This window comes from Bacillota bacterium, assembly GCA_040754675.1.
Taxonomy (GTDB): domain Bacteria; phylum Bacillota; class Limnochordia; order Limnochordales; family Geochordaceae; genus Geochorda.
The window spans coordinates 1-25,055 of sequence record JBFMCJ010000008.1 but is presented as its reverse complement, the minus strand read 5'-3'; the positions used below and the strand labels follow the sequence as shown (position 1 = coordinate 25,055).

The window sequence follows — 25,055 nt, the reverse complement described above, 5'->3', positions numbered from 1 at the left end:
CACGGTCTGCAGCGAGTCGATGACCCGCAGGATCTCGTCGACGTTGCAGCCGGTCGACATGGGGTAGTAAATCATCGCCCGGAGCACCTGCCTGTCGTCGATGACGAACACGGCGCGAACGGTGGCCGTGGAGCCCTCCTGCGGGTGGATCATCCCGTAGCGCCGGGCGACCTCCATGCTGAGGTCAGCGATGACCGGGAAGGGGATCCGTACCCCGAGGCGTTCTTCGATATTGCGGATCCAGGCCAGGTGGGCGTAAATGCTATCCACGCTCAGGCCGACGAGCTGAACGTTGCGCCCGGCAAACTCCTCGTAGCGCCGGGCGAAAGCCACGAACTCGGTGGTGCACACCGGCGTGAAGTCAGCCGGGTGGGAGAACAACAAAACCCACCGTCCGGCCAGATCCGACAGCTTCAGCGGCCCATGCGTGGTTTGCGCCTCGAACGGCGGAGCCAGTTCGCCGATGCGAAGCAACGTCTGCTGGTTCGACAGTCCCACGGACTCGGAACCCATCGATCGAGCAGCCCCCTCTTCGTGTGAGGTCGACCGCCGCTCCCTTCTGGAGAACGGCTATGTCTAACGAATGGCTATCGTTATTGTGCCGCCGAGTTGTCACGCGGCCAAGAGACAATTGTCCCGGTGCAACGGGGCAATACGCCCTGCTCGATGAGAACAGGTGTCCTGTTTGAGCCGGATTCCGCTGCACCCGGCGACCGGGCGTTATGGTCGGAGGGGCCCGACGGCCGTCAGCGCTGTGGCCAACCGCTGGTCCCCCCGGCATCGACCGCCCTGGGGACCCTGGCATGCGAGGCTTCGCGGTGCGGTCGAGAACGGTCTACGTTTGAGGCTGTGCGACGGGCGGCGCGCCGGCGCCCGGGAACCTGGAAAGGAACTCCTTGATCTGAGCCACGTAGGAGTCGAAGTCTCCAAGGCCCCCGTTCAGTAATGCGAGCACCCGCGCGTCATCGACATCCATGTAACCGTGCACAAGACGGTTCCTTAGACCGACCATGCCGTGCAACCTGGATAGAAGCTCAGTAGTGAGAACGCCCTCCTGCCCGAGGCGGTCCAGCGCTTCATGCGGATCAGGGGGCGCATAATGAAAGCCCTTCGCACAGATGTGGTAGGCGACGTCTGCAATGGCCTCGATGGCGGTCTGCAGTGCATACCGAACCCCGCGACGCTTCCATGGGTCCTGAAGGAGTACGGAAACGTCCGTCTGGCTCTGGAGGAGTGCTCGCAACGCCGTTGTCTCGCCTCGGATATAGGCAAGGCGTTCTTCGACCCGCTGCCGGTCGATGTCCATGGCGGCCCCCCTCGCGTGCGTTCAGCGTTCGAGGACTTCCTGCACCGCGCGCCGGTACCTCGGGGAGAGGTCAGCGTACGCTCGGGATACCTGTTCGATGAAATCCGTCAGCGCTTTCTCGTCGCCGATGTAGACGAGTCGGCCCTCGTGAATGGGGCGGAAGGAAAAGAGCGGCCGCTTGGGATCCAGTGCGGTTACATGGAAGGGACGACCCTCCCAACGGCCAAGCTTCGACTCAATTTCGGCTTCGAGCGTTAGCACCTGTAACAGTTCGGTATGAAGCCCCGGAGCGACGATGACAGCCACATCGATGTCACTGGCAGGGTGCATCCGCGCAAGCACCGATCCATAGAGATAGGCCCCCGCCACCGCTGGGAAGCGTGCGACGCAGCCACAAACGTGCTGTGCCACCCGGTCCAGGTCAACGCTCGCCGTTTGACTCCCCTGCACGGAGCATCGTCCCCCCTCGGCGGCTATTGTATCTCGGAGGGCGTCGTCGGGTCCGGGTTCAGCACGACGCGAAAGCGGCAAAGCACCGGCGGCACGTGAATCACCGCAGCTCGGGGTCGGGCCCCGCGAGGCAGCCCACCACTTCCGCGTCGCGAGGCTCCCAGCGCCCGGCGACGGCGTAGCGGTACCGCACCGCCACATCCACCGCCCTGGCCAGGAGCAGAAGGCTCGCCGCCGGGTCGCGGGCTGCGGCGTCCTCCCCGTCCTCGAGCAGCGTAACTGCCAGGTACCTGGCCCGGTTCGCCTCGTCGGCGTCGACCGCCGGCGGGCCCGCGTCCACCACCGCCTGAGCCCCCGCCCGAAGCGTCGCCGCCTCGGGGCCCGACTTGTACACGGGGAACCCCGTGGCGATCATGTGCGCCGCTGCCGGCCGGCGGCGCTTGCGCTCCTCCTCGAAGGTGCGCCGAACCCGGTGCGGCGGGTTGAAGAACAGCTCCACCGGCACCCCTCCGAAGCGCCGCTGGACGCGCTGGCGCCAGGGGTTGTCGTGCACCACGAAAACATCCAGGTCGCTGTGGGGGCCGCCTTCGCCGCGGACCACGCTGCCCGTGGCGTAGATGGCCAGGATGCGGTCGGCACCCGCCCGCTCGAGGATGAAGTCCAGCGCGGCGTGAAGCGCCCCGTTGTAGGGCGGGGGCAGGTCGGGCCACCGCAGCGCTGCCCTCAGACCGGCATTGCTCATCATGCCCGCTCAGACCTCAAGGCCGCTACCAGCTTCGCCCTCGGCCGGCTTGCCGCCCCCGAACCGCAGGCGCACGCCACTCCGGATCTCCCGCCGCGGCGCACCGTCGAAGACCCACTCGCTTTCCCAGAAGAGCACGAACCACTCGATGCCGAGCAGCCCATACGGGCCCACGTTGCCGGTGCCATCCTCGATGCGGGCTCCTGTCCCCGCCCCAAGCCGGATGTGGCTCGGCCTGTGGCGCACCACGCCCCGCAGCCCCAGGCTGGTGCCCGGCACCTGCGCGCTGCGGTGGTAGTCGAGGAACAGGTACGGGATCGCCTCCGGGAGCAGTTGCACCTGCACCCCAAAGCCCCTCGACAGGTCGATGGCCAGTTCACCGATGAACTCTGCACCCGGCCCGGCTCGGGCCAAGCCCGACCCGATGCCGGTGAACGCCAGCGCGAGGCTGAGCACCGCGGCCGCCAACGCTGCCGCCGACCTGCCCGTCTGCCCGATGCCACGCGCCCGCCCAACGCTCCGTTGCATGGTTTACCTCCGCGGACTCCTATTCGCTCGGACAGCCAGGACCGCCTTCGAGTCCCACTCCTGGGGCCGCGGGCTCGAAATCGTATGTCCTTGCGTTCCGGCGTGGCATGCCGCCGCATGGTGGGTTCGCCACCGGCCGGGAGCTATTTGTGGCGCAACTGCTTGGGCTGGCCAGCGTACGGAAGGCGGTCCTGTTCCGCCGAGACGTGAAGCGCCTTGAACCGTGCCCGCTCCTGCGTATTTCAGGATCCGGTTCCTGCCGCTCAGGATCCTCCCGTTCATATCCTGCTGTGGACTTCCCCGACATCCCGGGCAAGGGAGGCCGTTGCAGGATGGAGGTTCCTGGCAATCAGGACTTCGGTACCTCGGCGCCGCTCATCACATGTGGGCCCGGCTGTCAGGGCGGTGTGTACACCGTCCGGCCAGGCGACACCATGTTTTTCATCGCTCGCCGATTCAACGTGCCGCTGGAGGCCCTGATTCTGTGCAATCCCCAGGTTCCGAATCCGGCCCTCATCTTCCCCGGCCAGCAGTTGTGCATCCCTGGCGCACCCCAGTGCAGCCTCAACTGCCAGGGCGGCATCTACACCGTCCAGCCCGGAGACACCATCTTCACCATCGCTACCAAGCTCAACGTTTCCGTAGACGCCCTCATCGGGTGCAACCCGCAGGTTCCCAACCCCAATCTCATCTTCCCGGGCCAGGCGCTGTGCACGCCGACCGGCGCCATCCCGGTCTGCGGGCCCGAGTGCCAGGGCGGCATCTACACGGTCGTACCGGGCGACACCATGTTCATCATCGCCACCAAGCTGAACGTGCCGCTTGACCAGCTCGTCGCCTGCAACCCGCAACTTCCCAACCCGAACCTCATCTTCCCCGGCCAGAAGCTGTGCATCCCGGGCGTCGCGGCGCCGCCTGTGCCGTGCTGCCTGGTCCTGAGGCAGGTCGTGCCCGTGCCCGGCTCCAACGCCGTGGGCGTGGCCCTGGTGCGCCAGCTGCTTCCGCCGGGCCCAACCAACTTCGCGGTCACCGTGGCCGCCCACGCGCTACCCAGCCCCTCTGACCTGGACAACTTCGATGCGTACGAGGCGGTCGTGGTCCAGGCTGGCACGGAGTTCCGCTTCCGGCTCCAGCCGACCACCGAAACGCCACCCACCTGGGCCGGGACCCTGGCCAACCTCCCGCCCCTCAGGGTCGGGGCGTTGGTGCTGGTGCGGCCGGTCAACACCCAGACCAGCGTCCCGGGGCCGGCGCAGCTCAGCGGGGCGCTCGCCAACTGCCGGTGAGCCCGGAGCCACGGAGAGGCGGGGCGACTTTGCCGCTCCGCCTCTTCCGACCCGCCCTCGGTCTGTCGTGCGCGGGGTCGACCAGCATGCGCAAAGCGCCGGACCTTCACCGCTGTGGCCGGCCAGCACCACCGGGCCGGGGCGGGTGGACCATCGGTTGCCCCGGATGTCTTGCCTTCCCGCGCTCTTTGCGGGCGGAGGTTGTGAGATTCGCCGTCTCACCCCGACCCGACACAGCAATCAACACGACCAAAGCCTGCGCAATCCTAAGGGAACGGTGGCTGGTGAGCCGATCGAGCAGGCCCTGCTCCGCGAGGTGGCCGAGGAAACCGGCCTTAACCGATTCGAGGCGCTGCATCGCCTGACCGTGGCCTACCGGACCTGGCACTCGGAAGAGGGCGGCCCCCCGAACAAGGAGGAATGGCACGTGTTCCACCTGGTGGCGCCGCCATCAAGCCCCGACACATCTCCGCCCCTTTTCAAACAGCGGCAGCCGCCCGGCCCCGCCGAGCAGTTGGATAGCTCTCAGTGAAGCTCGCTCCCGCGCCGAAGGGCACTGCAGGGAAAGGGCGTATCAGGTGGTTGCGCGGTCATGAGAGAACTCCACGGCAGGAGCTGAGCGAGATGCGCTATAGTAACCCTCCCCGCACGGTGACGACCGCCGCGGCCCGGCGCCTGATCCTCGCCGCCAGCGGCCTGCTGCGCTGGACGAAAGGGCGCCCCCCTTACAAGGAAGGCGCGCCGTGGCGAGAGCAGCTTCGGGGCGAGGACGGCGCGCTCGAAGCCATACGCCGCCTCGAGGCCGTACAGCTGGATCCCGTGGCTGTGGTCGAGCGCAATCACCACCTGGTGCTGCGCAACCGGGTCGCTTCTTTCCGCCCCGAACACCTCGAGGCGCTCTACCGCCGGAAGATCGTCTTCGAGTACTGGGCCAACGCGCGCTGCGTCCTGCCCATGGACGACTACCCGCTGTTCGAACCCATCCGGGCGCGGTTCCGGGCCGCCCGCCCGGCGTTCCGACCGGCGCTCGAAACCGCCATGGGCTATGTCCGGGAACGGCTGGGCGCCGAAGGCCCGCTCCCGGCCCGCCGCCTGAAGTCGGGCGAACGCGTGGAAGGGTACTGGGACCTTCATCTGCCCAGGACGAAGGCCACCTCACAGGCGCTCGAACATCTCTGGGAGAGGGGTGAGGTGGTGGTGGCCTACCGTCAGGCCGACGAGCGGCACTTCGCCCTGGCCCGCCAGTGGCTGGGGTGGGACGGAGCGGACGTGGCCACCTCCTGGGAGCCCTTGCTGCACAAGTACCTGCGGGCATACGGGCTGGCTGACCCGGGGGATTTCCGGTTCGGCTGGCGCAGATGGCCGGCGGTCGAGCGCAAGGCGGCCGTCGAGCGGCTCGTGGCGGAAGGCGTGCTGGCACCCGTCCAGGTCGAAGGCGTGCGCCGCCGCTACTACGTCCTGACCGATCGCCTCCCCCTGCTGGAATCCCTCACCGACGCCGAGGTGGCGCCGACGTCTACCTGCTCCCGCCCCTGGACAACGTGCTGTGGCGGCGGGAACGCCTGGTGGATCTTTTCGGGTTCGACTACACCTGGGAGATCTACCTCAAGCCCGAGAAGCGCCGGTTCGGGCCCTACGCCATGCCGGTGCTGGAGGGGGACCGGTTCGTCGGGCGGCTGGACGCCCATTTGAACCGCGCCGACCGAACGCTGCAGGTGGACCGCCTCACCTTCGAGCCGGAGGTGGAAGCTTCCGCCGAACGCCTCGCACGGGTGCGCGCCGCCATCGAGGCGCTGGCCTCTGACCTCGGCGCCGAACGCGTGGAGTACCGGGACGACCGCCGTGCTTGAACGTACGGGCTCCTGGGTGAGGAGGCCGCGTATGTACGCCAGGGCAGCCGGTAGCATCCCACAACCGAGGCAGAGGAGGGCCGGACAGCCATCCCGGCCACCGGGTAGCGGCAGGAACCCCGCACCGACCGGTGGTAGTCAGGGCGCCGGTGGCGGCGATGACCGCCAGCACGAAGCCGGGAGCGTCAATGCTCGGCTTAGAACGACTCCAACAGGGGGCTCGCTCATGGCCAACCACGTGATCGTCCACGTCGAACTGTCATCGACGAACCTTGCCGACAGCCAGGCGTTTTACCGGGCGCTGTTCGGATGGAAGACGCAACCTTGGGGCTCTGATTACGCCCTGTTCACGCCTCCGTCCGGCCCAGGCGGCGGCTTCAACCCGGTGGGTGGGCGCTGGAAGCCCGGGGACGTCGTGGTCTACGTCTCCACGGACGACATCCCCGGCACGCTGGCCAGGGTCAAGGCGCTCGGCGGGAAGACCGTCGTTCCCGAGACCGAAATCCCGGACGTGGGGTGGTACGCGCTGTTCCATGACCCCAGCGGCAACGTGCTGGGGCTGTTCAAGGCCAAGGGCGGGGCGGAACGCCCGAGCGAAGGATCGGGGTGACAAACTGGCGCTGGAAGCGGGCGCGGCGTTCTGCCGGACTCAAAGCCGCCCGGCCGTCTGGACGAGAGGGGGGCGAATGCATGGCAGCCCGAGCGAAGGCAGCCGTCTTGAAGGACTTCGGCCAGCCCCTGGCAATCCGTGAACTTGACGTGCCGGAGCTGGTGCCGGGAGCCGCACTGGTCAGGGTGATTCATGGCGGCATTTGCGGAACCGACGTGCACCTTGCCGGCGGGCACCTTACCATCCCCACCCCGCTGGTGCTGGGACACGAAGGCGTGGGCGAGGTCGTCGCCCTGGGCGAGGGGCTGACCCACGACGCGCTGGGCAACCCGCTGCACCCCGGCGACCGGGTGGGCTGGGCCTCGAGCATCGCGTGCGGCCGGTGCTACTGGTGCCTTACGCTGCAAGAGCGCACGCTGTGCCCCCAGCGGCGGATCTACGGGATCAACCAGCCGGCGGACCGGTGGCCCGGGCTCTCCGGGTCATGGGCGGAGCTGACCTACCTGCAACCGGGCTCCACCCTGGTGCGCATCCCGCCCGACGTAACGCCGGCCGACGTCATCTCGCTGGGTTGCGCCGGACCGACCGTCGTCCACGGCCTGCTGCACGTGACCGGCGTTGCGCTCGGCGAGGTGGTGGTAGTGCAGGGCAGCGGGCCGGTGGGGATGGCGGCGGCCATGTTCGCCCACCTGGCCGGGGCGAGCAAGGTCATCCTCGTGGGCGGGCCCGCAGGCCGGCTGGAGCTGGCCCGGCAACTCGGCGTGGGAGACGTTCACGTCAACATCTTCGAGGTGACCGACCCCGCGGAGCGGGTGCGGCGGGTGCTGGCCGAGACGGAACAGGGCCGGGGCGCCGACGTGGTCGTCGAATGCGTGGGGCTGCCGGAGGCGGTCGCCGAAGGGCTGCAGATGGTGCGAGCCAGCGGCAGGTACCTGGTGCTGGGCCACTACACGGACCACGGGACGGTGCCCATAAACCCGCACTGGATTACCCGCAAGCAATTGAAGGTGCTCGGGTCCTGGGGGCTTTCGGAGGCCCACTACGTCGAGTACGTAAGGTCCCTCCAGCAACTCCGCCGCCGCTTCGACCTGTCCCGCCTGGTGCGGCCGTACCCGCTGGAGGCTGTCAACCAGGCCCTGGAGGACGTTCGGAAGGCGGCAGTGATGAAGGCCGCCCTGCAAGTGGGATGATAAGGGAGCGAGTGAAGTCCCTCTGGCACCCCGCCTTGTGGAGGTGAGCGAGGCCGTGCAACTGCCACCGCCTCGAACGGAGGGCTCGATGAGCCTGGAAACCGTGCTGGCGCGGCGCCGGTCGGTGCGGGAGTTCCGCGACGAGGCGATACCCGTCGAAGCGCTTTCGCAGCTCCTGTGGGCGGCCTACGGCGTGGTCGACCCTTCGGAGGGCCGCCACACGGTCCCGTCCGCCGGCGCCACCTTCCCCCTGGAGATCGTGGCCGTCGCAGGTAAAGTGACGGGTATCCCGGCCGGTTCGTACCGCTACCGGCCGGCGTCCCACGCGCTCGAACCGCTCCGCTCGGGAGATATACGAGCCCAGCTGGCAAGGGCAGCGCTCGCCCAGGAGTTCGTCGCGGCCGCGTCGGCGACGCTGGTGGTCGCTGCCGTCCCCGAGCGCACGACCGAGCGCTACGGTCGGCGGGGAGTGCGCTACGTGTTCATGGAGGCCGGGCACGCCTGCCAGAACGTCTACCTGCAGGCTGAGGCGCTGGGGCTGGGCACGGTGGCGGTCGGGGCGTTCGACGACGAAGCCGTTCGCCGGATTCTGGGCATCCCGGAAGAGCCGCTCTACATCCTCCCGATCGGACGCCCTGCAACAGGGGCGTAGGGCGCCCCACTGCCAACGCCTCTGGTGACGATGCCGACAGGTGTCACGGTCCCGCTTCCCCGCGATTGCTAGAGACCCCTCACCAGCGTTCGCCGGAGCGTGCGATAGCCAAGTCTCTCGTAAAACCCCAGAGGTCCATCTTCAAACTCCCACACGTCGACCCTCACCTCGGTCGCGGCCTGTTCTCGCAACCACCGGTGGGCGTGCTCCATAAGGAGCGTCCCGATTCCCATTCCCCGGAAGGCCGGCAAAACCATCAGGCTCTGCACGAGACCCCAGCGCCGTTGAACAACGAACGGGCTGGGCTCTGTTTCGTGGACGTAGGCCTCAACGAAGCCCACCACGTGGCCGTCCACGCAGGCGACCAGAAGGCGCGCCCGCCCGTTGCCGAGGATACTCTTTAGCCCCTCACGCAGGGCGGCCTCGTGCTCCGCCTCCGTAGCGTACTTGAGGTGGTCGGGCACCGCACGGACATGAAACTCGTGAAACTCCCGAACCAGGACGGTAAGCTCCCGGAAGTCGGCTTCCTGTACCGGCCGAATCGTAACTCCCCTCAGGGCCATCAGCCCCCATCTTCGTAGCATCAACTACCGATCCGCGTTCGCTGTGGGCGGCCCGAGCTGCGAGCGGGGCAGGGACGTCGGAGGTAGGCGACGCCCCGGGCCCAACAAGGCATCCCAGGGCGGGGGAAGCGCGGGACGTGGGATCTCCAACACTCCGGTCCACCTACCCCGTGGTCGGATGGCAGCCTGATGCTGCTTCGTTGTTTCGATGAAACCGATCATTACGCCTCCACCTCTGGACGGCTCGTACCCGTTCGAGACAAAATGACGTAGATCGCTTCCACACGTATGGCCGGCACGGAGCCGGGCCAGGCGCCGCCGCCGGCCCCATGGGCGGTCGCATCACGCCACATCGGGGGGTAAAGAGCCGATGAACTACCGCTTTCTTGGACGCACCGGCCTCAAGGTGAGCGAGCTCTGCCTGGGCACCATGACCTTCGGCCGCGAAGCGTCCGAAGACGAGAGCATCCGCATGCTCGACCGTTTCGCCGAAGCTGGCGGCAACTTCATCGACACGGCCAACGTCTACGCAGGGGGCGTCTCCGAGGAGATCCTTGGCCGGTGGCTCAGGGGCAAGCGCCGCGACGACTACGTGATCGCCACCAAGGTGCGCTTCCCCATGGGCGGCGGCCCCAACGACGCCGGCCTGGGCCGCAAGCACATCATCCAGGCCCTCGACGCGAGCCTGCGCCGCCTCGGCACCGACTATGTCGACCTCTACCAGGTGCACTGCTGGGATCCCGCCACGCCCCTCGAGGAGACCCTCTCGACCCTCGACCACGTGGTGCGCCAGGGCAAGGTCCGCTACCTGGGTGCCAGCAACTACAGCGGCTGGCAGCTGCAAAAGGCCATCGACGTGGCGCGCTCCCACTCCTGGGAACGCTTCGTCAGCCTCCAGCCCCTTTACAACCTCCTGGACCGCTCCACCGAGTGGGAACTCATCCCCGTCTGCCTCCACGAGGGCCTGGGGGTCATCCCCTGGAGCCCGCTGCGGGGTGGCTGGCTCACGGGCAAGTTCCGCCGTGGTATGACGGCTCCACCGCCGGGAACCCGCATCGAGGAGGCCCACCGCCGCGGATGGAGCGAGAGCTGGGTCCGCTATGCCAACGAGCGAACCTGGCGGGTCGTCGATGCGCTGGTCGAGGTGGCGGAGGAGGTGGGCCGCACCCCCTCCCAGGTGGCCCTCAACTGGCTCCTGCAGAAGCCCGGCGTCACCGCCCCCATCATCGGCGCCCGGAGCCTGGCCCAGCTCGAGGAGAATCTGGGCGCCAGCGGCTGGGCGCTCGACGCCGCTCAACTCGCCCGGCTCGACGAGGCAAGTGCGGTGCCGCTCCCTTACCCTTACGACTTCATCGCCAACGCCAGCCGAGAGCGGCAATGAGATATAGCGGTACAGGGGTACCCAAGCGCTCACATCTTCGTGGCCCCGGCGGTCAGCCCGCCCACGATGTAGCGCTGGAAGACGAACGTGAGGACCAGCAGCGGGAGGATCGACAGGAACGTCGCGGCGCTGATGGTCTCCCACGGGAACGCGTACTCCCCGGGATAAAGGGAGATGCCCACGACCGCCGTGCGCAGCTCGTTTTTCGACAGGAGCACCAGCGCCATCGCAAACTCGTTCCACGACATGATGAAAACGATCAGGCCTGCCGCCACCAGCCCCGGCACCGCAAGCGGCAGAATGACGCTCCACAGGGTTCGCACGGGCGAGCACCCGTCAACCCGAGCGGCCTCCTCCATCTCCACGGGAATGGTCTTGAAGTAGTTGGCCAGGATCCAGATCCCCATGGGTAAAAACAGCGCGGTGTGCCCCAGGATCAGGCCCGGGTAGGTGTTGATGAGGCCCAGGTGGCGGAAGAAGAGGAAGAGCGATGGGATGATGGCCATCACGGGAAACATGCTGACGGCCAGCAGCCCGACCATGATGGCCCTTCGCCCCCGGTATCGCAGGCGCGCCAGGGAGTACGCGGCAAGCCCCCCGAGCGCCAGCACGCCCAGCGTGGCCGCCCCTGAGACGATGACGCTGTTGAGGATGTACCGCACCAGGTCCGCTGATTGAAGAAGATGCCGGTAGTTGTCCAACGTCGGGCGCAGGGGCAAGTAAACCGGCGGCCACGCGTAGATCTGCGCGGATGGCTTGATCGAGGTGACGAAGAGCCACAGCGTCGGGAAGAGCGATAGCAACGCCACCGCACCGGCGAGCGCGTAAAACCACACCGGCGCCCGTCGCCGCAGGCGAGCCGCGACGCTCGCCGGCACCCGCTGCCTGACCGCCTGCACTACTGCCATCATCCGACGCCCGTTCCGCTCCCGGGTCAGGTCTCGGCCCGCAGCGCGCGGATGTACAGCACGCTCAGGCCGAAGAGCACCAGAAACTGCACCATGACCACGCTGGAGCCGTAGTCGAAATCGACGAACTGGAAGAGCACCTTGTACGCGTACAGCGAAAGCGTCTCCGTGGTGTTGATGGGGCCGCCTCCTGTGAGGTTCATGGGCAGCTCGAACGCCCGGAACGCATCCATGCCCCGCAGCAAGACCGCCACCAGGATGGATGGCCTCAGCAGCGGCAGGGTGATCCGCCGGAATGCCGCCCATCCCGTGGCTCCGTCGATCTGGCCGGACTCGTAGAGCTCCTCCGGGATCGCCTGCAGGCCCGCCAGCAGCAACAGGGCCATGAACGAGCTGGTTTTCCAGACAGCCACGATCATCATGGAGATCATGGCGGTCGGGATGGTGCCGAGCCAGTTGACGGGCTGCTCGATCAGCCCGGCCTGCAGGAGAACGGCGTTGAACAGCCCGTAGTCCGTGTTGTACATCCAGCGCCACATGATGGCGTTGAGTGCCGTCGGCAGCGCCCACGGGAACAGCACCGCGAGGCGCACCAGGCCCCTGCCCCGAAAAGACCGGTGAATGAGGACGGCCAGCGCAAGGCCCATCACCAGCTCGGCAGGCACCGTCACGAACGCGAAGACCAGTGTATTTACAAGGGATACCCGAAACTCCTCGTCTCCGAGCAGGCCCAGGTAGTGCGACACGCCGGCCCAGCTCGTCGACCCCCTGCCGGCCAGCGAGTAGTTGGCGAAGCTCAGCGCGGCAGTGTACAGTACGGGAGCAAGAAGCGTGAGGCCCACCACCGCACATGCAGGCAGCACCAGCCACCAGCCGGCCTCACGCTTCATACCCCGACGTCCTCCCGTTTACCCCCGCAACCGCATCCTGCGCGGATTCGCTCAGCGCCCCAGAAGCGCTTCGATGCGGGACGCAGCGTCGTTGAGCGCCTGCTGCGGGGTCTTGCGCCGGTAGAGCGCCGACGTGACCTCTACCTGCATGATCTCCGAAAGCTGCGGATACTTCGGCCCGGCGACGGCCGATGGCCGCACGTCGCCCACCTCGAAGTCCGCGAACTGCTTGAGCGCGGCCGGGAACGCCCGGGTCAGCTCCGGATCCCGGTATACGGACGATCGAGCCGGCAAATTGCCCGTCACCACCGCGGTCCTCAGCATCGCCTCGTAACTGGTCAGGAAGCGGATGAGCTCCGCGGCCTCCTTCTTGTGCCGGGAGTTCGCATTGATGGCCAGCAGCCACCCGCCAAGGGCCGTGGTCTTCGCCTCGGCGTGGCCCTCGAAATACGGCACCCGCGTGAAATCCACTTTGTCTTTCACCGGCGAGTCAGGCCCGGTCAGCATGGGCCAGACAAAGTCCTGCACCACCATGAAGACGGCCCGTCCCTGCTGGAAGAGGACCCGGGCGTCGTCCGGGCGGTAGGTGAGGACGCTCTCCGGTGCTATCCGGTACCGGTAGATCATGTCCACCATGGTCTGAAGCGCCTTCACTCCCTCGGGCCCGTTGACCGCCACGCGCCCGTCCGGCCCGAAAAAGCGGCCCCCCGCGCCCCACAGGAACTGCAGGTAGTTCATGAAGAGGCCTTCGATCTTGGCCCACATGCTGACGAACCCGCGCAGATTGGGGTCCTTCTCCCCCTGTACGATGACCTGGGCCTGGTGAATCAGCTCTTCCCACGTCCTGGGCGGCTCAAAGCCGTACTTCGCGAGAAGGTCCTTTCTGTAGTACAGGTGGAGGCCGTTGATGTAAAGCGGGATGGCGTAGATCTTGCCGTTCTGGACGGCCGCCCCAAGCATGCCCGGGAGGAAGTCCCGAAGATCGTCCCGGGTGAAGTAAGTGTCGAGCGGCGCAACCCAGCCGTTTGCCGCGAACTCGCCAGGCCAGATCACGTCGAGCGCGATGACGTCAGGCGTCGAGCTTGCTCCGGTAAGCTGATTGACGTACAGGCTGTGCTGTTCACCGGGTACCCCGGGAACCTTGAGCCACTCCACCTCGATGTCCGGGTGCTGTGCCATGAAGCGGTCCAGGAGCTGCTGGGTAACCGCTCCCACCTCTCGGGGCGAAATGGCGTACACCAACTTCACCTTCGCCGCGCTCGCCCAGCCGTGCCGAGGGCCGTAGCAGCGACGATCACCAGCGCGGCCGCCGCGATCCGAGCCCGGATCGTGACCCGGCCTGACATGTCCTGTGCCACCTCTCCTCCCAAGCCTTTTCGAGGCTTCAGGCCTCCTGCAAACCGGCGCCGCTCCAGGCGGACAGCACCGCCGTCGTCTGACGTCACGGCTCGATCACGTTCACCCGCAGCTCGTGCGAGCCGTCCGGCAGGCACATCTCGTAGTAGGCGAACAGGCGACCTTGAGCCGCCGCCACGTCCAGATACCGCAGGGACTCGCTGCCCCACGGAGACACCAGCCAGGGGCCGTCCACCGTCACCCGGCGCCAGCGCGCAAAGTCGAAGCTCACGGCGTAGCCGCAGCGTTCCTCGTAGTTTTCCTCGACGCGCGCTTTACCGTCGTAAAACATGATGAACTGAGGCGGCACGTAGACCACGCACGTTGTACGCGTGGTGTCCCGATCCCATCCACGCTCGGGCGGTACGAGCACGTCCCCCAGTACGCTGAAGTGCTGGCCGTCACGGCTCACTGCCACCGCCGAGCGGGAGAGCACGGCGCCCGTGTTGAACGCGTCCCCCGACTCGTGCATCCGGAGCTGCGCTGTACCCTCTGCCTGCGCTCCCACGTGCGCGTAGGTGAAGAAAAGGTAGTACTCGCCGGCGGACTTGTAGACGACCGGGTCCTTGACCCCCTGCGTGCCCGTCGACTCGGCGGTAAGTACAGGCCAGCGTTTGGCGGGCTGAAAGCTGTCGGGCGAAGGGGCGCGCATCCCGTCGATGCGCCAGCGGCCGTCCGAGGGATCCACGTAGCTCACGAAGAGCAGCCAGTCCCCCTCGAAGCTGCGCACAAGGGCGGAGCGCTCGATGGACGAACTCTCCAGCTGGTCGCGGCTCATGACCCAGATGTCTGTAAAGCGAAGCCCGTCCTGGCTCGCGGCGATCCGGCACTCCCCACCCCGAACCGGGCGCGGGTAGCGGATTCGCCGGTAGAGGTAAAACGTTCCGCTTTCGGGGTCGTAGGTTGCGCTCGGGGCTCCCACCCAGTGGCCCTGCCCCGGGGCAGGAGGCGAAAAAACCGTTACTCCCTGGCGCGGGTCGATCCGGGGCATCCGGGCCCACTGCCGGAGGTCCGAGCCGTGGAGGTGATCGACGGCGTTCACTGCGTCGTGCACAGGTATCCGCCCCCGTCTTGTCTGCAAGGGGTTTCTTGTGACAGAGTTAATTTAGCATATTAACCAACTTCCGTCAAGAGAGGGTGGCCCTCATGGCGCTGGATCCTGGCCTGCGGCGGGCCGATCTCCACGCTCAGAACCTCAGCGCCATTGTCCGCATCCTGCGCCGCAGCGGGCCGCTGGCACGTTTCCAGCTCGCCGAACAGACAGGGCTGACGCGCGGCGCCATCAGCACCCTGTGCGGCGAACTGCGCAGCTGGGGCCTGCTCACCGAGGTCGGTTCGGCGGAGCGCGCGGCGGGCAGCCGGGGTGGCCCGAACCCCATCCTGCTCGACCTGGATCCGGCCGCGCGCCTGGCCGTGGGCATCCAGTTCTCGAAGAAGCGGGTCCGGGTCGGGCTGGTGGATCTGAAAGGCCACGTGGTCTCAGCGCGAGACCTGCCTCTGCAAGGCGACGGTCGTAGCGCTCCGCAGGAGGCCGTCGCAATGGCTGCTGCGGCGGCAAACTCCCTCGTCGCTGCCTCGCGGGCCCGGGACCGCGTGCTCGGGGTGGGCGTGGGAGCTCCCGGAGTGGTGGACAGCGAAAGCGGCATCGCTCAGAGCGACCCCTACATGGGCTGGCACGGGGTGCCGCTCAGGGAGTGGTTCGAGTCGCGGCTGGCACTGCCTGTCGTGGTTGACCACAACGTCCGGGCCATGGCGCTCGCCGAGCTTCGCTACGGCGCCGGCAGCGAGGTCGACAGCTTCCTCGAGGTGTACTGGAGCACGGGCATCGGCTCGGGAATCGCGATCCGCGGGGAGCTGTACACGGGGGGCGCGCCAGGAGACGGCCAGCTCGGGCACACGGTGGCGGATCCCGACGGGCCCGCTTGTGTGTGCGGCAACCGGGGCTGCCTGGAGACGTTCGCGGGTGAAGACGCCCTGGTGGCGGAGTTTGGGGCGCCGGCAGCGACAGGTGGGCAAGATGCGGACATCGACACGGTCATCGACGCTGCCCAAGCCGGCGACACCGGCGCCAGGAGGGTGCTCGACCGCGCCGCGCGAAGGGTCGGGATGGCCTGCGCTAACCTTATCAACGTACTGGGGCCCCTGGCCGTGGTCGCCGGCGGCCCGGTAGCCCGGGCCGGGGAGCATATCATCCAGCCTCTTCGCGAGACGCTGGCCGGGCGACTCCACCCGTGGATCCGGGACCGCGTCAGCGTTAGACTCTCGGCACTGGGCGACGACCTGGGCCTGGTGGGCGCCGCCAGCCTGGCGCTCGAGGCGCTGTTCTTCTCGGAGTCTGCCCCGATCTGGCACCAGGGAACGGGAAGAGGCCCGCGCCAAGCCGGCCATCACCGGGCGGCTGCGCCAGCTGACGCCGCACATGGCGACATGGCCGGCCGATAAACGAGGCGCCGCGAGGGCACGGTGACCGGCACGGTCACCGGATGGTAGCGACCGCGGGGTAGTGGTGAGCGCCGGGCGGGGCCATATCGACGAGATTCGAACGAGGGCCTGGGCCCGGACGAAAGCCACAGGCACACCCCCTCCAGGGCGATCTCGGGCCCGACTGCCCTTGACACGGGACGGGTTACCGCAGTAACGTTTGCTTCGAGGCAAGCGTGTAGTTGCGCGTGTTAACTTAACCGGTTAAGTTAATACGGAGGCGGTGCCCCCAGCGGTGGGACTTACCATCCGAGACATCGCAGCGAAGGCGGGCGTGTCCAAGGCCGCCGTTTCCTACGTCCTCAACGGCCGGCCGGGCGTCAGCGCCAGGACCCGGCAGCGGGTGCTGGCCATCATGGATGAGCTCGGCTTTCGCCCCAATACCGTGGCCCGTAGCCTCGCGAACAAGAAGACCCAGACCCTCGGCCTCGTCATCCCTGACATCTCCGACATGTTCTACGCGGACATCATCCGCGGTGTCGAAAGCGCCGCGAACGAGCGGGACTTCACCCTGAACCTCTGCACGACGCACTCGGAGCCCCATCGAGAACGCGAGGTGGTCGACTCGCTGACGAGCGGCCGCGTCGACGGCGTGATCTTGATGACGTACCACCTTGAACGCGCCTACTTCGAGAAGCTCCGTGCGACCGGCCGCCCGTTCGTGCTCCTCGACGATCCGGACGCCGGGCCGTCCTTGTACTCCGTCAGCGTGGACAACGCGGAGGCGGGCTTCAAGGCGGCCGAATACCTGTATCGCCTGGGCCACCGGAAGATCGCGTTCATCCACGGGTCGCTCCAGTCCCGGGACACCTGGCACCGCTTCGCGGGCTTTCGGCGGGCCCTCGAGGCTTTCGGGGTGGCACTGCGCGAGGCGTACGTCCGGGTTGGCGAGTTCACGCGGGAGGGTGGCTTTCGGGCGACTGATGAACTGATGAGCCTTCCCGATCCGCCCACTGCCATTCTGGCAGCCAACGACCAGATGGCCATCGGCGCGCTGGAGGCCATCACCCGTGCCGGGCGGCGGGTGCCGGAGGACGTGTCGCTCGTAGGCGTCGACGACATCGAGGCATCGTCCATGATCCGGCCACGGCTTACCACGGTCAAGCAGCCGACCTACGAGATGGGCCGGCGGGCCGTTGAACTCCTCGTCGGTCTCATCGGCGGCGAAGAGCCGGAGCCTCGCAACATCCTCCTTCCGGTGACGCTGGTGATCCGGGAGACGTGCCAGGAGCTCCGCCCTGAGCCGGGCGAAAACCAACGGTGCGATGCACCGGCTTCGGAGCGGGAGGTGGTCGGCGCGCCCGAACCCTGAGAGGCGTTCGCCTGTGAGCGAGCCGGCCCTGGCGGCGGCCGGAAAAGAAGGACTTTGGTATGGACGTAAACTTAACCGGTTAATCCATCAAGCAGGCCGGATTACAGGGGGTGAACGCGCTTGCGGTACATTCGCGGGGTCCTGGGGTTGCTCGTCATCACCGGGTCCGTCGGGGCGCTGGCCCTGGCGGCTCTGGCCGCTCCCGCCGGGGTGACGCTTTTGTGGACGATGGAAGACCCCCAGGAGATCGCGGGCATCAGCAACGATAACACGGGCGCGCGCTTCGAGCTCAGCAGTGACGTTGCCGCCGACGGCTCGCGTTCGCTGAAGGTCATTCCCAGCGGAAGCGCCATCGAAACCAAGCTCGCCATACCCCTCGAGGGCCACCGGACGGCAGCGTGGGCAACCGGTGGCGAGGTCGTTCTCCACGTTTACATCCCCGAAGGCACTCGGTTGATGCCCACCATGTTCTTCCTCGGCATGGCCGACCTGACCGGAGGGTGGAACTGGGTCGGGGGTGTCTTCTCCGACACCAAGGCGAAAGCAGGCTGGAACGAGGTACGTTACCCGCTCGGCGGGGCCATGCGCCAGGTCGACCCCAGCCGGCGCTACATGATCTACCTTGCGTTCGCGGGGTTTGATGCGAAGGGACAGAAGGTGCCGTTGACCGAACCGTTCTACCTCGATGCCATGGGCGTCACCACGCGGCTCTCGCGCTCCGAGCTGATGAACCGTGCTTCACCGGGGGCCAGACAGGAAGTGGCGACGCTGCTTCAACTCAGTGACGACGCACTCCTCACCGTGATCCAGCGCAAGGCGTTTGCCTACTTCTGGGAGCAAGCCAACCCGATCACCGGGCTCGTCCGCGACCGCAGCCGTGACGATGCGCCGGCCAGCATCGCGGCGGTGGGGTTTGGCCTCAGCGCCCTTCCGGTGGGCATCGAGCGGGGCTGGATCACCCGGGACGAAGGGTACCACCGGGCGCTGACCACGCTGCGCACCTTCGCGGAAGGCGGCGTGGAGGGGAAGAACGGGTTCTTCTATCACTTCGTGGACATGAGCACCGGACGTCGCTCGCCCGGGAGTGAACTGTCCTCCATTGATACGGCGCTGTTCCTGGCAGGGGCCCTCACCGTCGGGAAATACTTTGCCGGTACCGAGGTGGAGAGCTTTGCGAGCCGACTCTACGAGGCCGCCGACTGGCAGTGGATGATGAACGAAGGCACCACGCCTTCAATGGGCTGGACCCCGGAGGGCGGGTTCATCAAGGCTCGCTGGAACACGTTCAACGAGGGCCTGCTCCTCCACATCCTTGCTATCGGGTCACCCACGCGTCCAATTCCAGCCGCGGCGTGGGACGAGATCCACCGGCCCATCCAGGGTGACCACATCGCGCTCCCGGCCGAAGTCCTCTTCGTCTACCAGTATCCGCTCGTCTGGCTTGACCTGCGCCATGTGGAAGACGCCTACGCGAACTACTTCAACAACGCGGCGGCCGCCACGCGCCACAATCGCCGCTTCAGCCTGCGGCAGCGAGACCGCTACAAGACCTACGAGCCCGACATCTGGGGCCTGAGCGCGTCGGACGGGCCGGCCGGCTACAGGGCGTACGGGGCTTCCGAGAATAACCACGACGGAACCATCGCGCCGTACGCCTCCATCGCCTCGATCCCGTTCACGCCGGAGCTCTCCCTCAAGGCCATCCGTACCATGCTGGAGCGTTACGGCCCGCTCATCTGGGGAAAGTACGGGTTCGTGAGCGCGTTCAACGGGGATGAAGATTGGTACTCGACCGAGTTCATCGGCATCGACCAGGGCGACCTGCTGTTGATGATCGAGAACTATCGCACCGGTCTCATCTGGCGCTACTTCATGCAGAACGAGCCGGTCCGCGAGGCCCTGAAGAAGGTCGGATTCGTCGAACGCTCGTCGGACTATGCCATCACCCCGGCCTACCAGGCGAAGTTCCGCCAGATGCAAATGGGCGTAGAACAGCGTCAGGCCGTGGCGGTTCGGCGCAGTGTGCCCGTCGAGGTGGACGCAGAGCTCGCAGAGTGGGCCAATGTGCCGTTCAACGTGGTCGACGAAACCATGAACGTGCCGGACCCCGGGCTGGAGAAAGTGGACCGGGCGCGCCAGGTGCTTCACGGGCGGTTCGCGGCCCAGTGGGACGAGCAGTTCCTATACCTGGCTGCCGAGGTGACCGACCCGGTCGTCGTGAGCAATATCGCGCCCGATGACCGCAAGGCGTTTTACCGCACGGACTCGGTGGAGTTTTACATCGACCCGTCCCGGGCGGGGTCCGCGGCTGGAATCATGAAGCTGGCGATCCTGCCATTCGACACCGCGGGCCACGTACAGGCCGTCCGCCACGAGGACGCCCGCCCCGGACCCATCGACCAAACTGCTCCGGGTGTTCTGGTCGCCTCACGCCGGACTGCCGACGGCTACGCCCTGGAGGTGGCACTTCCCCTGGAGCATCTCGGAATCGAGGGCAAGCCGGGCGTGTCGGTGGGATTCTCGTTCACCATTCACAACACCAGCAACCGAAACGCCGGCACCGGGGAGTACGTCAGGACCAACATGCTGGCGTGGAACAACGTTCCGGCCGTGTGGGCCAACCCCGACCTCTGGGGCACGCTCACGCTCGAGTGAGCCGGCACTCTCAGAGACGCGGTCTGGCCCCGTGCGCGGCCAGGCAGGGCCAGCCAAATCAGTCTGAAGCAGAAGGGATGGGAGCCTGGGATGTTGAGTCTCTGGCATGGTCGGACAGGACGGGCCGTATCCGCCGTGGTCCTGGTGGTGGCCCTGGTCACGACCGCCGGAGCTGCCGGAGCTCTGGCGAAGAGCCGGATCACGGTATTCGGGTGGGGCAACGCGCAGGAAATGCAGAACCGCAGGGCTCAAACCGAGGCGTTCATGCAGGCCAACCCCGATGTGGAAGTCCAGCTGGAGATCACCCCGCCGGGGCCGGAGTGGGAGCGTAAGCTCGATACCACGCTGGCGGCGGGGACCGCGGCAGACGTCATCATGATGTCAGCGGACTGGCACGGCAACCGGGGTCGCCGCGGCGTCTTCCAGGACCTGCAGCCGTTCGTGCGCAAAGACGGGCTCGATGCGGCCGCGATCCTGCTTCCCGGCATTGACAGCGGTTACGTATGGCCGAACGGCTTGCGCGAGGGCATGCCGATCACCGGCGCATCCCTGGTCGTCGCCTTCAACAAAGACCTGTTCGACGACGCGGGACTCCCCTACCCCTCCAAGGGGTGGACCTGGGAGGACTACCTCAGCTACGCTCGCAAACTGACCCGAGGCGAAGGTCTACAGAAGGTGTACGGGGCAGCCGACCACTGGGCCATCGCCACCCTTTCTCCTCACATCTTCGGCGGGCGGATCTTCAACGAGGACCACAGCAAGGTGCTGGCGGACGACCCGAAGGTCGCCCAGGGTATCCAGTTCTTCCTGGACATGATGAAGCTCCACAAGGTCATGCCCGATGCGGCGGCAAGCCAGGGCATGCCGTCCGACCAGCGGTTCTACGCAGGGAAGGCCGGGATGATCTTCATGGCGACGTGGGACATCCCGACGTTCCAGCAGAGTATCGGAAAGCGCTTCGCCTGGGACGTTGCGCCAATGCCCGCCGACCCAAGGACGGGCAAGCCGGTGACCCTCATCTGGACCACCGGCTACGCCATCAACGCCAGGGCCAGGGACAAGGACGCGGCGTGGCGGTACGTCAAGTTCATGAGCACGGACCGCCGGGCATCGGAGATCGCTGCCCGGATCGCCATCCCGTCGGTCAAGGATGTCGCCTATACGACGTTCGTAAAGCAGACCCAACCGGGCTGGACGCCGATCAACCTCAAGGCGTTCGTGGATTCGTTCGCCTTCGGGATCCTCAACCCGATGGGCGGCTTCTACGCCAAGATCAACGACGCGTACGACCGCACGTGGCAGGCGATTTACCTGGGCAAGGCCGACCCGGTGAGCGCCATGAAGGAGTTCGCGGGCAAGGCGCGGGAGATCCTGCCCACTCTCAAGTGAAGCAGGCTTGATGCGATGGCGAAACTGGCCTTGCGGGCAGGCAAGCGGGCACAGGTAACCCGCGGGCAGGCCAGGAGCCGGCTCCAGCAGCGGGAGGCCGTAGAATTCCACTTCTACGTCCTCCCGTGGCTGGTCGGCTTTTTCGGCCTGACGCTGGGGCCGCTGCTCTACTCGCTGGTGCTCGCCTTCAGCAACGCCCAGCTCTTCGGTGCGTGGGAGTTCGTCGGGCTGGCGAACTTCCGGGAGATGTTCCGGGACGATCCGTTGTTCTGGAAGGCACTGGTCAACACCGCATATTATGCGTTCGTGAGCGTTCCCCTGGGGCTGGTCATCGCGTTCTTGCTGGCGGCGCTGCTCAACATGAAGTTCCGGGGCATGGCGCTGTTCCGGACGATCTTCTATCTCCCGTCGGTCACCTCCGGTGTAGCCGTGGTGCTGCTGTGGGGATGGATCTTCAACCCGAGCTTCGGCCTGCTCAACTACGCCCTGTCCCGGGCCGGCATCCAGGGTCCGCAGTGGCTAGGCAACCCGCACTGGGCCATGCCGGCCATTATCATCATGAATCTCTGGAACGTCGGTGTGCCCATGATCATCTTCCTGGCGGCGCTGCAGGACGTCCCGCAGGACCTCTATGAAAGTGCTGAGCTGGACGGGGCAGGCTGGTGGACGAAGACCCTCCGCATCACACTGCCGCTGGTCTCGCCGGTGGTTTTCTTCAACCTGGTACTGGGGCTCATCGGAGCGTTCCAGGTCTTCATGCAGGCGTACGTCCTGACCGGAGGCGGGCCACTCGACGCCACGTACGTGTACCTGCTGCACCTCTACAACAACGCGTTTCGCTACGGGCGGATGGGATACGCATCGGCACGGGCGTGGGTGCTGTTCGTCGTCATCCTGGCGCTCACGCTGATCATTTCATGGACATCTCGGCGTTGGGTTTACTACGCCGGGGAAGGGGGCAGGTGATGGTAGTGGATCGGGTTGCCCATCACCCGACCCATGCGGCGACACTGCGGCCAGCGCTGGCACGGCGGCGGGCGGCAGCGTGGCGGCATGTCCTCAAGGCCGCCTTCGGCTACCTCCTTCTGGGCGTGCTGGGGTTCGCGTTCGCGCTCCCCTTCCTCTGGATGGTATCGACGGCCTTCAAGGAACCATGGCAGACGTTCCAGATTCCGCCCATCTGGATCCCATCCTCACCGACCCTCAGCAACTTCACCCAGGGTTGGAACGCGGTCCCATTCAACCGATATGCGATCAACACGGTGATCATCACGGCCACCGCCTCCGTGGGTACCGTGCTTTCGGCCGCACTGGTGGCATACGGGTTCGCGCGGTTCCGGGCGCCCGACCGGGAGATCCTGTTCACCATCCTCATCAGCACCATGATGCTGCCCCCGCAGGTCACCATCGTGCCAACCTACATGCTGTTCAACTACCTGGGTTGGGTGGACACGTTCAAGCCGCTCATCCTCCCGTCGTACTTGGGCGGAGGCGCGTTCAACATCTTTCTGCTGCGCCAGTTCTTCCGCACCATCCCCACGGAGCTCGACGAGGCCGCCCGGATCGACGGGTGCAGTTCCTGGGGCATTCTGTGGCGGATCATCATGCCGCTGTCCAGGCCTGCGCTGGCCACCGTGGGCGTCTTTTCCATCGTCTACCACTGGAACGATTTCTTCAACCCGCTCATCTACCTGAACTCGGAATCCCGCTACACGCTCTCCATCGGGTTGAAGTACTTCCAGAACGCGTACGGCGCAACGCAGATCAACCTGCTGATGGCGGTTTCGCTCATCGCACTGGTCCCGATCCTGCTGTTCTTCTTCGCGGCCCAGAAGTACTTCGTTCAGGGTATCACCATGACAGGCCTGAAAGGCTGAAGTGGGAGGATGCGTTCGATGGCAGCACGGGTCGTGGTCAACGCCGCCGAAATCGTCGGGCCATTTCCGCACTTTTGGGAGTTCGGTTTCGGGTCGGAGCGGCCGTTCATGGTGCTGCGGGAGGCCATTCTGGACCACTACCGGATGGGGCGGGACGAACTCGGGTTCCGCTACGTGCGGGCGCACGGCATCTTTCACGACGAGTTGGGGGTGTACCGGCTGGTCGACGGGAAGCCCGTCTACGGGTGGCGCGCGGTTGACGCCGTTTACGACCGGATCCTAGCGCTCGGGCTGCGCCCTTTCGTGGAGCTGAGCTTCATGCCGGCGGCGCTCGCATCTGGCACGCAGAGCTGCTTTTACTGGCAGGGTAACGTGACCCCGCCCCGGGACTGGACGCAGTGGGGCGCCCTGGTGGAGGCGTTCGTCCGGCACCTCGTCGAGCGGTACGGTCTCGACGAGGTGCGGCAGTGGTACTTCGAGGTCTGGAACGAGCCCAACCTGCGCTACTTCTGGGCCGGGAGCCAGGAGGATTACTGGCGCCTGTATGATTGGGCGGCCGCCGCGGTCAAGCGAGTCGACGTGGACCTGCGGGTTGGCGGCCCCGCCACCGCAGCGGGGGCATGGGTGGACGCGTTCGTGCGGCACTGCCTCGAGGGCAAAAACGCCTGCACTGGCGGGGTGGGTGCCCCCTTCGACTTCGTGAGCTACCACGGCTACCCGACGGACGCCGGGCAGGTGCTCGACGGAGAGCACGTGCCGTTCACGAGGGAGACTTACTGGCGTGAGATGGCGCGGCGCAACGCCCGCTACGTGCACGAAGCCCTCCGGCGAGAAGCCTGGGGGCATGAACGCGCGGGCCGCGGGATCGAGATCCACGTGACCGAATGGAACTCGACGGCGCACCTGCACGACCCCGAACTCGACGGCTCCAACCAGGCCGCGTTCATCTGCAGGACGGTCAAGGACGTGGCCGGGTACGTGGATTCGTTCTCCTTCTGGACGTTATCCGACATCTTCGAGGAGGGCGGCTGGCCGGAGGCGGAATTCCACGGGGGGTTTGGGCTCGTGACCGTCGACGGCGTGTGCAAACCTTCGTTCAACGCGTTCCGGATGCTGCGCAGGCTGGGCGACCGGCGGTTGGATGTGGCAGTCGAAGGGGTGCCACCGGGCGTCGACGCTCTCGCGACGGCCGGGCCGGCGCCGGGCACCATCCAGATCCTGGTATGGAACCACGTGCTGCCGGCGACCGAGCCGGCCACAACGACGCCCGAGGCCGTCTGCGTCGAACTCCACGGAGCCGGGGGACAGCGCTTCACCCTGCAGCAGTACCTGGTCGATCGGGACCACAGCAACGCCTACACGGCCTGGCGGGAGATGGGGTCGCCGCCCCGACCCGACGCGCGGCAACTCGCCGAACTCAAGCAGCGGATGGAACTCGAGCAGGTTAGACTGGAGCGGGGGCTCACCGCGCCGGCTGGTGGCCCGCTGCGGCTGGATGTCCGCTTGAGCCCGGCCAGTGCCACGCTGGTTTTGTTGGCGGCGAGCGACGTACCCTCGTGAGCGAGTGGTCGTCCCGGGGCGCGGCCTTGC

General features: G+C 66.7%; 24 protein-coding genes and 2 pseudogenes. 16 read left to right on the top strand and 10 right to left on the bottom strand.

Annotated features, from left to right (window positions below; translation table 11 throughout):
- The 5 genes from AB1609_01185 to AB1609_01165 form a co-directional block, all read right to left on the bottom strand.
- Nucleotides 1–513 (bottom strand): peroxiredoxin (locus tag AB1609_01185; GenBank protein ID MEW6045087.1); only part of this gene is annotated, 513 nt, incomplete at its 3' end.
- Between the two features lie 322 nt (nt 514–835).
- Entirely contained in the window at nt 836–1,306 is a 471-nt protein-coding gene (locus AB1609_01180; protein MEW6045086.1) for a DUF86 domain-containing protein, read from the bottom strand.
- Between the two features lie 21 nt (nt 1,307–1,327).
- On the bottom strand, nt 1,328–1,756 hold the full coding sequence (locus AB1609_01175) for a nucleotidyltransferase domain-containing protein (GenBank protein MEW6045085.1): 429 nt from the start codon (nt 1,754–1,756) through the stop codon (nt 1,328–1,330).
- 100 nt (nt 1,757–1,856) lie between these two features.
- Nucleotides 1,857–2,498 (bottom strand): nucleotidyltransferase domain-containing protein, encoded by a 642-nt coding sequence (locus tag AB1609_01170; protein ID MEW6045084.1) that lies wholly within the window; start codon nt 2,496–2,498, stop codon nt 1,857–1,859.
- Nucleotides 2,499–2,507: 9 nt separating this feature from the next.
- Complete coding sequence (locus AB1609_01165) at nt 2,508–3,026, bottom strand: hypothetical protein (GenBank protein MEW6045083.1); 519 nt, start codon at nt 3,024–3,026, stop codon at nt 2,508–2,510.
- Between AB1609_01165 and AB1609_01160 the strand changes: the two are divergent.
- The 8 genes and pseudogenes from AB1609_01160 (at nt 2,969) to AB1609_01125 (ending at nt 8,614) form a co-directional block, all read left to right on the top strand.
- Nucleotides 2,969–3,217 (top strand): annotated as a pseudogene (locus AB1609_01160) (amino acid--tRNA ligase-related protein). The gene AB1609_01165 and the pseudogene AB1609_01160 sit on opposite strands and share 58 nt — an antisense overlap.
- 141 nt (nt 3,218–3,358) lie before the next feature.
- On the top strand, nt 3,359–4,312 hold the full coding sequence (locus AB1609_01155) for a LysM peptidoglycan-binding domain-containing protein (protein ID MEW6045082.1): 954 nt from the start codon (nt 3,359–3,361) through the stop codon (nt 4,310–4,312).
- Nucleotides 4,313–4,478: 166 nt separating this feature from the next.
- Nucleotides 4,479–4,844, top strand: a complete 366-nt coding sequence (locus AB1609_01150; protein ID MEW6045081.1) for an NUDIX hydrolase — start codon at nt 4,479–4,481, stop codon at nt 4,842–4,844.
- A 92-nt stretch (nt 4,845–4,936) separates the two neighbouring features.
- Nucleotides 4,937–5,794: pseudogene (locus AB1609_01145) on the top strand (winged helix DNA-binding domain-containing protein).
- A gap of 59 nt (nt 5,795–5,853) precedes the next feature.
- Nucleotides 5,854–6,162 (top strand): crosslink repair DNA glycosylase YcaQ family protein, encoded by a 309-nt coding sequence (locus AB1609_01140; protein MEW6045080.1) that lies wholly within the window; start codon nt 5,854–5,856, stop codon nt 6,160–6,162.
- Between the two features lie 226 nt (nt 6,163–6,388).
- Entirely contained in the window at nt 6,389–6,772 is a 384-nt protein-coding gene (locus AB1609_01135; GenBank protein MEW6045079.1) for a VOC family protein, read from the top strand.
- A gap of 80 nt (nt 6,773–6,852) precedes the next feature.
- Nucleotides 6,853–7,962, top strand: a complete 1,110-nt coding sequence (locus AB1609_01130) for a zinc-binding dehydrogenase (protein MEW6045078.1) — start codon at nt 6,853–6,855, stop codon at nt 7,960–7,962.
- Nucleotides 7,963–8,050: 88 nt separating this feature from the next.
- The gene (locus AB1609_01125; GenBank protein MEW6045077.1) at nt 8,051–8,614 is read left to right on the top strand and encodes a SagB/ThcOx family dehydrogenase; all 564 of its coding nucleotides are present in this window, start codon (nt 8,051–8,053) and stop codon (nt 8,612–8,614) included.
- 68 nt (nt 8,615–8,682) lie between these two features.
- Here the strand turns inward: AB1609_01125 and AB1609_01120 are convergent, their stop codons facing one another.
- Nucleotides 8,683–9,177 (bottom strand): GNAT family N-acetyltransferase, encoded by a 495-nt coding sequence (locus AB1609_01120; GenBank protein MEW6045076.1) that lies wholly within the window; start codon nt 9,175–9,177, stop codon nt 8,683–8,685.
- Between the two features lie 370 nt (nt 9,178–9,547).
- On the opposite strand from AB1609_01120, the gene AB1609_01115 reads away from it, so the two are divergent.
- The gene (locus tag AB1609_01115; protein MEW6045075.1) at nt 9,548–10,558 is read left to right on the top strand and encodes an aldo/keto reductase; all 1,011 of its coding nucleotides are present in this window, start codon (nt 9,548–9,550) and stop codon (nt 10,556–10,558) included.
- A gap of 29 nt (nt 10,559–10,587) precedes the next feature.
- Here AB1609_01115 and AB1609_01110 read toward each other — a convergent pair whose 3' ends face one another.
- From AB1609_01110 to AB1609_01095, 4 genes are all read right to left on the bottom strand, one after another.
- Nucleotides 10,588–11,469 carry a carbohydrate ABC transporter permease gene (locus tag AB1609_01110; protein MEW6045074.1) on the bottom strand — a complete coding sequence of 294 codons (882 nt, stop codon included), beginning with the start codon at nt 11,467–11,469 and terminating at the stop codon, nt 10,588–10,590.
- A gap of 23 nt (nt 11,470–11,492) precedes the next feature.
- Nucleotides 11,493–12,356 carry a sugar ABC transporter permease gene (locus AB1609_01105; protein MEW6045073.1) on the bottom strand — a complete coding sequence of 288 codons (864 nt, stop codon included), beginning with the start codon at nt 12,354–12,356 and terminating at the stop codon, nt 11,493–11,495.
- A 51-nt stretch (nt 12,357–12,407) separates the two neighbouring features.
- Nucleotides 12,408–13,604, bottom strand: a complete 1,197-nt coding sequence (locus AB1609_01100) for an ABC transporter substrate-binding protein (protein ID MEW6045072.1) — start codon at nt 13,602–13,604, stop codon at nt 12,408–12,410.
- 193 nt (nt 13,605–13,797) lie between these two features.
- Entirely contained in the window at nt 13,798–14,805 is a 1,008-nt protein-coding gene (locus AB1609_01095) for a hypothetical protein (protein ID MEW6045071.1), read from the bottom strand.
- Between the two features lie 92 nt (nt 14,806–14,897).
- Here AB1609_01095 and AB1609_01090 point away from each other — a divergent pair, with 92 nt between their 5' ends.
- The 7 genes from AB1609_01090 to AB1609_01060 all read left to right on the top strand — a co-directional run bounded on the left by AB1609_01090 (nt 14,898) and on the right by AB1609_01060 (nt 25,025).
- Nucleotides 14,898–16,193 carry an ROK family protein gene (locus AB1609_01090; protein MEW6045070.1) on the top strand — a complete coding sequence of 432 codons (1,296 nt, stop codon included), beginning with the start codon at nt 14,898–14,900 and terminating at the stop codon, nt 16,191–16,193.
- A gap of 274 nt (nt 16,194–16,467) precedes the next feature.
- Nucleotides 16,468–17,544, top strand: a complete 1,077-nt coding sequence (locus tag AB1609_01085; GenBank protein ID MEW6045069.1) for a LacI family DNA-binding transcriptional regulator — start codon at nt 16,468–16,470, stop codon at nt 17,542–17,544.
- Nucleotides 17,545–17,664: 120 nt separating this feature from the next.
- A complete protein-coding gene (locus tag AB1609_01080; protein ID MEW6045068.1) occupies nt 17,665–20,199 on the top strand; it encodes a glucoamylase family protein in 2,535 nt (844 codons plus the stop codon).
- Nucleotides 20,200–20,292: 93 nt separating this feature from the next.
- Nucleotides 20,293–21,588: a sugar ABC transporter substrate-binding protein gene (locus AB1609_01075; GenBank protein ID MEW6045067.1), complete on the top strand. Its 1,296-nt coding sequence runs from the start codon at nt 20,293–20,295 to the stop codon at nt 21,586–21,588.
- A gap of 15 nt (nt 21,589–21,603) precedes the next feature.
- Entirely contained in the window at nt 21,604–22,554 is a 951-nt protein-coding gene (locus AB1609_01070; GenBank protein ID MEW6045066.1) for a sugar ABC transporter permease, read from the top strand.
- On the top strand, nt 22,554–23,465 hold the full coding sequence (locus AB1609_01065) for a carbohydrate ABC transporter permease (GenBank protein ID MEW6045065.1): 912 nt from the start codon (nt 22,554–22,556) through the stop codon (nt 23,463–23,465). Before AB1609_01070 ends, AB1609_01065 begins: the two co-directional genes overlap by 1 nt.
- An 18-nt stretch (nt 23,466–23,483) precedes the next feature.
- Nucleotides 23,484–25,025, top strand: a complete 1,542-nt coding sequence (locus tag AB1609_01060; protein MEW6045064.1) for a beta-xylosidase — start codon at nt 23,484–23,486, stop codon at nt 25,023–25,025.
- The last annotated feature ends 30 nt before the right edge of the window (nt 25,026–25,055 follow it).